Annotated in this window: 6 protein-coding genes; 5 read left to right on the top strand and 1 reads right to left on the bottom strand. The window is 53.6% G+C overall.

The genetic code is table 11. The features are described 5' to 3' along the window. The 3 genes from HK20_RS11685 to HK20_RS11675 all read left to right on the top strand — a co-directional run. Positions 1-260 (top strand): energy transducer TonB (locus HK20_RS11685; RefSeq protein WP_233129199.1); only part of this gene is annotated, 260 nt, incomplete at its 5' end. Positions 261-316: 56 nt separating this feature from the next. Beyond that, positions 317-817, top strand: a complete 501-nt coding sequence (locus HK20_RS11680; protein ID WP_086647221.1) for a Fur family transcriptional regulator — start codon at positions 317-319, stop codon at positions 815-817. Between the two features lie 111 nt (positions 818-928). Further along, positions 929-4,168, top strand: coding sequence for an efflux RND transporter permease subunit (locus tag HK20_RS11675; RefSeq protein WP_086647220.1), 3,240 nt, complete (start codon positions 929-931; stop codon positions 4,166-4,168). A 268-nt stretch (positions 4,169-4,436) separates the two neighbouring features. On the opposite strand, the gene HK20_RS11670 is transcribed toward HK20_RS11675, so the two are convergent. Further along, on the bottom strand, positions 4,437-6,440 hold the full coding sequence (locus HK20_RS11670) for an ATP-binding protein (protein ID WP_158093065.1): 2,004 nt from the start codon (positions 6,438-6,440) through the stop codon (positions 4,437-4,439). A 926-nt stretch (positions 6,441-7,366) separates the two neighbouring features. Between HK20_RS11670 and HK20_RS11665 the strand changes: the two genes are divergently transcribed. Both HK20_RS11665 and HK20_RS11660 read left to right on the top strand, forming a co-directional pair. Further along, on the top strand, positions 7,367-8,167 hold the full coding sequence (locus HK20_RS11665; protein ID WP_143296503.1) for a hypothetical protein: 801 nt from the start codon (positions 7,367-7,369) through the stop codon (positions 8,165-8,167). Between the two features lie 229 nt (positions 8,168-8,396). Continuing rightward, the gene (locus tag HK20_RS11660; protein ID WP_143296502.1) at positions 8,397-9,212 is read left to right on the top strand and encodes a hypothetical protein; all 816 of its coding nucleotides are present in this window, start codon (positions 8,397-8,399) and stop codon (positions 9,210-9,212) included. The last annotated feature ends 552 nt before the right edge of the window (positions 9,213-9,764 follow it).

The raw sequence follows: 9,764 nt of genomic DNA, 5'->3' as shown, positions 1-9,764 counted from the left end.
ACCATAGGGTTCATCCTCCGAGAGTTTTACTCTCCGGTAAAACCGGGGCAGCTCAGACTGTGACCTTCTCCATGGACCGCAAGGGCCATGTGCTTTCGGTCACGCTGGCCAGCTCCTCCGGCCATCCGCTGCTGGATCAGGAGGCGGTGGCTCTCCCCAAACGCGCTCAGCCGCTGCCCATCCCGCCGGACAGTGTCGCGGGGGATCCCATCACCCTGACGGTCCCCGTCGAGTTCTATATCCACGCTGGCGGAAACTGAGATTTTTTCCGTTCAGGCTCCCATTCCCTTTCTATGATCGTGACAGGATCAAACCCATGCTTGCCTTCTCCGAACATCGCCGTTCTTCACCATCCCTGAATGAAATCCGTCCCGGCATGGGCGCCAGCCGCAGCGCCGTGCGCAGCTTGGAAGAACGCAGCGAAGAGGCCGGCATCAAAATGACCGATCTGCGGCGCATCCTGTTTCACGGCATTCTGGAAGCAGGACCACGTGCGACGGCGGTGGAAATCTGGAAAACACTGGGCAGGATCATGGAGCAGGGACACGTTCCCTCACAGGGGTCTATCCAGCGCAATCTGAATCTGTTTCTGGAGCGGGGCATCCTGCGTCGTGATGTCACGCCGGACCGGCAATGGCTCTACAGTGTGGCTCCGGAGCCGAGGGCAGCGCTCGCGATTACCTTTGTGGAAGCGGGGACGGGACGGAAGATCGCGTGTCACGCACCGGAAGTGGCGACGTTGTTGCGCCGGGTGGCCGCCGAGCACGGACTGGCCGTGCAGGGGGCGGCCATCACTGTTACGTCGTCTGCCGGGTAAGCTTTGAAAGCCCGCTGAAAGAAGACGAATATTTTTGCGTGCTCCTTTGAAAAAACACCTGCATCGATCGTCTAATAGAGTGAGCCCTCCCGCAGGGACGGGACATCTTCCTTGAAATTCATCGCCTGGTTTGTCCGTCGTCCGGTGGCGACCCTCCTGCTGCTGCTCTCCGCCGTGCTGTCCGGGCTGATGGCGCTGCCCCATCTGCCGGTCTCCGACCTGCCCGATGTCGACCTGCCGGTGATCTCGGTCTCCGCCTCCAACGCAGGCGGCTCGCCCGAGGTCATGGCCCGCACGGTGGCCGCCCCGCTGGAACGCCATCTGGGCAATATCGCCGGTGTGACGCAGATGCAGTCCACGTCCACGCGGGGCGAGACCTCCATCTCGCTGGGGTTTGAGCTGGGGCGTGACCTCAATGGGGCCGCGCGCGATGTGGAAGCCGCGATAAGGGCAGCCCGACACGATCTGCCGACCACACCGGGGTCGGACCCGAGCTACCATCGCGCCAACCCCAATGCGACGCCGGTGCTGATCCTTGCAGTGACACCGGGCATGCAACCCATGTCCCGCCTGTATGATCTGGTGAACACCACCCTGCGGCCCATGCTGCTGCAGGTGCCGGGGGTGGGGGATGTGACGCTCATGGGCAGTTCCGCGCCCGCCGTGCGGGTGGAGATGAACCCGCTGCTGTTCTTCAAATACGGCATGGGGTTCGAGAACCTGCGCGCAGCTCTGGCTTCGGCCAATGCCCATACGCCAAAGGGTGTGATCGATATGGCCGGGCAGCGCTACCAGTTGGCCGTGAACGATCAGGCCGACCATGCCGCAGCCTACCGGGATATGGTCATCGCCTACAAGAACGGACGCCCTATCCGGCTGCGTGACGTCGCGACCGTCACCGACAGCATGCAGGACGTGAACGCCGCCGCGTTCTTTGATGGAAAGCCGGCGTTGACCCTGATGGTGCGTGCCCAGCCGGAGGCCAATCTGGTCGGCATTGTTGATGCGGTAAAAGCGCGACAGCCACAGTTGCGGACACTGATGCCGCCGGGGGCGGATATTGCGGTGGCGCGGGATGGCTCGGCCGTGATCCGCTCTTCCCTGCACCATACGCTGGTGACGCTGCTGGCGTCCTGCGGGCTGGCGCTGGTCGTGGTCTGGGTGTTCCTGCGCTCATGGACCGCCTCGGTCGCGGCGGCGATCATCGTGCCGTGCTGCCTGGTCGCCAGTCTCGGCCCAATGCATCTGGCGGGGTTCGGGCTGGACAATCTCTCGCTCATGGCGCTGACGGTGGTCACGGGACTGGTGGTGGATGACGCCATTGTGGTGATCGAGAACATCATCCGCATGCGTGAGCGCGGTCTGTCCGTTGACGAGGCCGCCATTGTCGGTGCCAGCGAGGTGGCGTTCACGCTGCTGTCCATTACCGTCTCGGTGCTGGCGGTGTTCCTGCCCATCGGTTTTGCCCCCGGTCTGACGGGACGGCTGTTCCGGGAGTTCGCGGGCACAGTGGGGATCACTGTCACGGTGTCGCTGGTCCTGTCCTGTGTGGTGACGCCGTGTCTGACGGCGCTGTGCATGCGCTTTGCCGAAAACAGAACCGCCGTTCATCCAGAAGTGGATGCCGCAGCTTTTCTGGATCATGAAAAACACAGCGGCAGCCTATATCGTCGCACCCTGGGTGTCTGCCTGAGCCATCCCGGCAAGACCGCGTTGCTGCTGCCGCTGACCCTGCTGGTCGGCGTAGTTCTGTTCACCCGTATGCCAAAGGTCGTGTTCCCGCGTCAGGATATCGGCATTGTCTCGGGCGGGTCGCGGGGGAGTGGCAGTTCACTTGCTCAGACCAAGGCGCGGCTGGAGCGGTTCAGCAGGGTGCTGATGGAAGACCCGGCCGTCAGCCATGTCATCGCCTATCTCGATACCGGGGAAGGCTCTAGCCACGGCATGGTGTTCGCAACCTTGCGCGACCTGTCCACCGGGCGGGCATCGGGAACGGAAGTGGCGGCCCGTGTGGTGGCGCGCATGGGGAAAGACATTCACGCCGAATATCACGCGCAGGCGCCCGGCAACATCATGATGCGGGTGGGGTCGAACAGCAGCGGGGTGAGCTACATCCTGCGCAGCGAGGATGACCGGCTGCTGGGACCGGCGACACGCAGGCTGGCGAAAGCCCTGCGGCATCGTCCCGAATTCAGGGACATGGACCCGGATGTCGATCCGCCGGGGCAGGGTATCACGCTGGCAATCGACCGTGATACCGCCGCCCGTGTCGGTGTTACGCCACAGGTGATCGGCAATACCCTGTCCGATGCGCTTGGCCAGACCACGGCCTCGGTCGTCTACACCACACACGGGCAGTATAACGTGGTGCTGACCGTGGAACACCGCTTCCAGCGTGATCCTGAAATCCTGAAGCAGTTCTGGGTCAGTCCGTCCGGTGGGTCTGCTTCCGGTAGTTCGGCGTCGAACACCATTCGGGTGGTGACATCGGCGACAGCCAGCACCACAACCTCAACCGGTGCGACGGCATTCAGGAACCAGATTGCCAATTCTCTGGCGGGCGGGGCGAATGCTTCAACCGGTTCGGCTGTAGCGACCGGGGCGGAAACGCTGGTGCCACTGTCGGTCGTGGCTCGCATTGCCCCTAGTCTCGACCCAGTGGCGGTCACCCATATCGGCTATGCCAGTTCCGCCTCGCTGGCGCTGGAGCTCGCTCCCGGCGTCAGTCTGTCACAGGCGCAATCCGTCATCAATCAGGAATGGCGCAGCCTGCATCTGCCGGAGAGCATCACGGGGGAATTGCAGAGTGATGAGGGTGATCTGGGTAAAAGCACCCATGACAGCGAGATCCTGATTATGGCGGCCATCCTGGCGGTGTGGATCACGCTGGGCATGCTCTATGAAAGTGTGTGGCATCCGCTCACCATTCTTTCCACCATTCCCTCGGCCGGGATCGGGGCGGTCATGGCGCTCGACCTGTTCGGCCTGCCGTTCTCGGGCATGGCGGTGATCGCCATGCTGCTGCTCACCGGCATCTCGCTGAAGAACGCGATCCTGCTGGTGGATTTCGCCATCCATGCCGAGCGCGAACGCGGCATGACGCCACGGGATGCCATTCGCGAGGCATGCCTGCTGCGCCTGCGGCCAATTGTCATGACCACCTTTGCTGCCGCTCTTGGCGCGCTGCCACTGGTGCTGATGGGCGGTTACGGCATGGAACTGCGCCAGCCGCTGGGCATCGCGTTGATTGGTGGCCTGCTGGTCAGTCAGGTCCAGACAATGTTCACGACCCCGGCGCTCTATCTGCTGGTGGGACGATGTGCACAGTGGGGGAAAGACAGAAGCGTCTGATGGCAACTATGGGGGGCAAACGGAATGTCCGCTATGCGGAACAATGAGTAAAAAACGGTCATTCATATGGTCGACGTCTGCGACACCTACGCGCCTAATCTCAGCGCCTCTTACCATCAGGTCATTGATCCAAGAACCTGCTCTTTGTGGGGAAGGTGGCTACGACTGACCTGACGAGCTAGGTCTGGGTCTCTCGCATGCACCATCGAACGTTTGTTTCTGAAGGAAAGTGACGTTGGCGAGCTTTATTCTGTTAAATTTTATCAAATCATGAATCGGTTACTGGATCGTCAATATCGATTGGATTTCTCGAAAGTGATGCCGAGATCGATCGGTTGACATCTTCCGGAAGAAGGCCGAGGTGATCAAAGAAACTTTTGTTTCTGAGTTCGGCATCTCTAAACAGTTTTTTGTAACTGATTACTCGGATGGAGGCGTTGTGGTTCGGCGAGAAACCATAGAAGCCAAGCCCGTCGGGTGTCGGGTGTTGCGCAACACTGCGCCTCAATTTGCTCTTCGCACCCTCACTAAGATCGCAGATTACGATGCATTCGAAGGGCGTCGTTTGCCCTATCTCATTCATAATCTCGCCGTCGATATCTCTCACGGTTTTTCCGCGAAGTTTCTCGATATAGCCGAGAACTTGGTCGATTGGATCGCTGCTCAGTGTCTCGTCACCTGGACGCTTAAACTCGATGATCACAACAGGATCATTTGTACCTTCGCGGCGAAAGCCAAATGGATTGAGAAAAAGAAGATCAGGCTCTTTGTTTTCACCTTTGATGCCCAAGGAAGATAAAGTCTTGTCGGATGCGAAAAACTGATAATAGGAAAGAAGATCGTCGATGAGCCAAAGATTATGCTCGGAATAATTTTTTGAGGAAAGCATTTTGCCCATGGGGCATATAAACTCATGAATCGATCGTTCAAGTTCATAAGAACGCTTCTTCGGATCAGAATATTTGAGCATAGAACGCGCGATCTGAATAATCTGGTGTCGTTTTATCGTATATTCCGCCAAACGGAGTTTAGCGTCGTCGCTTACCTTTTGTAGCAGCATTTCGACGGCCGTATCCGCGCCTGGCCTAGGCTCGGGTTCATCATGCTCCATCCGGCGGATCTGAGCGCGGACCTTCTTCTCATGCCGGTAGAGAAGGGTGAAAAGAGTTTTGGCTATATCTTCGTCGGACATGCTCGGGGAAAGTTCCGCAACATATGCATCGACATTATCGACTGAGATCGCCAATTGAGGGTGCTCTTCGAGAAGATTAACGACAAGCCTCTTCTGTTCAGTTCTGATACCCTCGATATGAAACGACAAGAAACTCTCTGCGGAGGCTAGCGCAGCATCCTTGATGGCTTCAATTTCGTCCTCTCTTGCTTTGAAACTCGTGCGCTCCTGATCGACTCTCTCATCCAAAAATGCCCCTCGAATCACGCAGGCATAAGCTTTTTTATTCTCAAGACCTTTGAGCGCAAATTTTTTCTCGATTTCAATACTTTGCACAACGCGCCCTTGCGCGGTCAGCAGGATAGAATTCGAGAGTTCACGGGCGATTTTCGGATCCACATAGACATGGGTGATGTTAACAAGCCCAATTGCGTCCGAAACATGAACGTCTTCTGAACGCTCGACGCTTAATCTAGTGCTGAGATACTGGCCGACATTTACCTCGCGCTTTCCCATCCGCACGATAAGCTGTGGCATGCTCCCAGCGATAAAAAAAGGAAAAAAATGATGGCAAAGGCTGCGCGCAAGCAGAGCCATCGATAATTTCTTATCCTCTTCTTTCGCGTCGAGTAGTGAGATTGTAGTTCCTTGAGTAGTATCCTGCGATGCCAAGCGGGTCAGATCCTCGCGAGAATCATCTAATTCTGGCCGAAATCGAAACGATAAGGAATGATTACAACCGTCCAGACGATAGGTGCTGCGAACATCAATACGTTTGAATGCTTTCAGCCAGACCAGACGACCGACGCCTCGACCCCCAATTTGCGCTTTCTCCATCGTATCGCAAATATTGAAGGATTCCAGATGTCGTTCGTTCAATCCGATACCGTTGTCGTGAATGACGACGTCCTCGATGGCACTATCTGAATTCTTAGAGACCTTCACAGAAATGGCCCCGGGTGGACCATCGGAGGTTTCAGCAAGTCGCTCCTCGATAGCCTGAATTCCGTTCATGACGGCTTCGTATACAGCGTAGAGGAGCGCGGTCCGCCCATCAGGGAGCCGCATGTTGCGTATCCGGCCTTCGATATCGAATTTCATTCTTACCCCACGCAGTATCTTACTTATCATGCCCTTCAGCGGAATTAGGTCAAGACACGATGTATTCCTGATCGTTCGCTCTGCGGAATCGGAAGTCGGCACTGCAATCGGGGATTGCCGGTATCTAGTCGACATCGGCCCGGGGTATCGTGCGCTGACGCAGGGCCGCTATTCCTTGTCGCTGCCCGGAACTTGCCATGCCGTAATCGATCGACTCGGTCGCGAGGAGGAGACAAACTGCTCATGTCCGCTATGCGGAAAGTAAAGACACGCGCAGAATGTCCGACCTGAGGGCGACTGCCGCCTGTCTGCTCCTGCATCACTGATGCGGACAGGCAGATTAGGGGGGGAAGCGGAAGGTCTGCTCTGTAAAGCTTGACCTTCGAAAGCGAATATCATAGCTTTTTCAGCTAATAGATTATTGTAAATGATAGGTAACCATATAAATCAAGATTATCTGGTTCAATAGAAATATTTATTTTAGGGTTTTAAATTGGCGAAGATGGCCTCTTTTATAAATTTTGCAAAAACAGATGAGCATTAAGTGATTACTGCCTTTTTACATCGTGTATATTTGTCTCCGGGGGCAAGGACTGCTGTACCGTTATCCCTCTCTCTGGGAGTGGGTATTTTTTCAAATTTTTTAGTAACAGAAATGACTGTCAATAATAAAATAAGCTGGACATCTTTTTATGCGACTAAGTCTTTTTACATATTATTATTTTTTTAGTTCTAACATACTTCTTTAATAGACATCTTTTTCTGTACGAAAAAGATGTTTTACAGTTTAAGGAAGCGGATTATTGTGTAGCTTATGCCAGAAGTCAGCTTATACCAGCGCATATTGAAGCTGCTAGATCGAAAATCGCAAAAGGTGATACACAATCTTTCGAAGATGCTATGGCGCAAGTGAAAAAGATATTGAAATGAAGACTCTTGTTTCCCCTCAATTCAGTGAAAAATTAAATCTTCTCTCGGCGGATGCGTTGTCGCAAGTAAAAATTGCATTTTCAAAAATTGAAAATTCGACAAAAGAGCAAATAATAAATAATCCATCTGTAATGGCTATCCCCACGCAACCGATAATATTTGTTTATTATTTAAATAATGTACAAGTTTTTATAAATTTTTTTGAAAAAGATGGGGAAGATTTTGCGCTTCTGGCAGATATAGCCATCTTGGATAGCTATGAAAGCATTAATAATCTTAACAGTAGGAATAATTCCTCGAGGCAAAAGGATCCAAAGCTTAACAGCAAGATCAATCCGAAGTTCAACAGCAAGATCAATCCGAAATTCAACAGCAAGATTAATCCGAAGTTCAACAGCAAGATCAATCCAGAGTTCAACAGCAAGATTAATCCGAAGTTCAACAGCAAGATTAATCCGAAATTCAACAGCAATATTAATCCGAAATTTAATTCAAGTATAAATCCTAAGTTTAACTCGAAAATAAATCCGAAATTTAATAACGCACTTGGATTAAAATACTTATATGATACCTCCGCAGATAGATATGGTTTTGTTATTTATGCTGATGACAATGTTTCTTTAGTTTTTGATTTTGATTTAAAATGGTCGAAATTTTCTGTTCAACATCAGGAAAACGGGTTTGTTGTTTTTTCTACAGAAGGTCAGTTTTTAGAGCATTGGGAATCTAATGGTCAGGGAGGATGGAATATATTCACCATCGAAAACGATTGGATTGGATTTGTGATTCAAAACTAACATATATTGTGATGGCACGTATTTTTTCTTTCAAAGAAGTGTTTTCCATATCAGTTCAATGGCAATGATTTTGATATGACAACTCTAATATCACGAAATCGGGTTGGCTTTCGTTACCTTAAGATCATGATTGTATGTCTGAGAAGAGGGCGATAGCCGCCTGTCTGCTCCTTCATCACTGAGCGGACAGGCAGGTCAAGGGGCAGGGGGACGGATGTCAGGAAAGATCGTGAAGCGGCGCAATCATGAGGTGCCGAAGGGAATTCTGAAGAACTGGTTGGGCAGTGAAGCCGATCATGAAGGCGCTCACTACATTGATCTTTCCAGCGGCGTGCTGAAGTTCGAGAAGGGGAAGGAGGCAGCTTTCGCCATAACCGACTATCTCTACGTCCCCCAGCGCCCGAACGGCGAACGAGATGACGCGCTGGAGGATTGGTTCTCGATCGACGAGAACGGACTGGCGCTTTTCGCGCTTAGTGCCGCAACTGGTGCACTCAAGAGCTTCACCGACCAAAAAATGATCAACCAGGCGATCCGCGCCTGCATAGCGCTCGGTAGCCGCAGCGCATACGGAATGTACATGGCAACGTCTGTGATGGAGCCGACGACCGGCTCGCGGCATGAGGCGGCCGTTGCAAACGTCCTCAACTCGATCGGTCACAAGTTCAAGAAATTCTCGACGTGGGAGTTCTTGGTTATCTACGATCTGCCCGCGCCGCTCCTGATCAGCGAGCGACCATTCGCTGATTTCACGACCCGCAACGTAGACATGGTCGCAATGCCACTAGCGCCACGCGCACTTCTACTTGGCATGCCGCCTGATCAAGCGAACCGATCGACGATGTCGCTCAGGGTCGGACCAGCCGGACCTCAACATCATCGCGTTGTAAAGATGTACAACGACGCATCGGTAGAGATGGCGAGGCAGTGGATAGTCGGTGGAACCCGCAGCGAGCTTGAGGTTCTTCAAGCCGAACTGACACCTGAGAAAGTGCTGGCTCGTCGCCGGACTGACCGGGCCTTCATAGAGAGGGTGCTGAGATGATCTGACAGAGAGGGCACATTGGGCAGAAGCCAAATGTCCGCTTTCAGGGGACCACCATAAACGCTCGAATGTCCGACATGAGGCGGAAGCGGACATAGCTCTGGATGCATAAGCTCCACGCTTTAGGAGGGCAGGGGGTATTTATTTCAGTAAGAGATCATGCGTGTGCTGAAAAAAGTTCATTAAAACAGCCTGTTAGACCCGATTCGTTCTCAACTTGTGGTTGCCGCAAGTTGAGAACCAATCCTGCCCCGCAACCAGAAATTCCGTTTAATATCAAACACTTAGTACGTCAATTGGGCGGCCTTTGGCGTTTTTGCTCCACGTGCAGGATGCGTATAGGATGCAAATGGGACTGAAACTCCAGCGTAGGTGGGGTTTAAAATGGGGCGTTATCACGATGGCGTGATCATCGCTGGATGACCCTTTGTTCAGTGGAAATTGCGCGATCGGACGACGAGGCGTTCACGCTTCATCGACCGGGACATGCTGCCTTTGAACTGCCCCGGTTTTACCGGAGAGTAAAACTCTCGGAGGATGAACCCTATGGTA

This window comes from Acetobacter sp. DsW_54 (assembly GCF_002153575.1).
GTDB lineage: Bacteria > Pseudomonadota > Alphaproteobacteria > Acetobacterales > Acetobacteraceae > Acetobacter > Acetobacter fabarum.
This window is presented reverse-complemented; position numbering and strand designations above follow the sequence as displayed.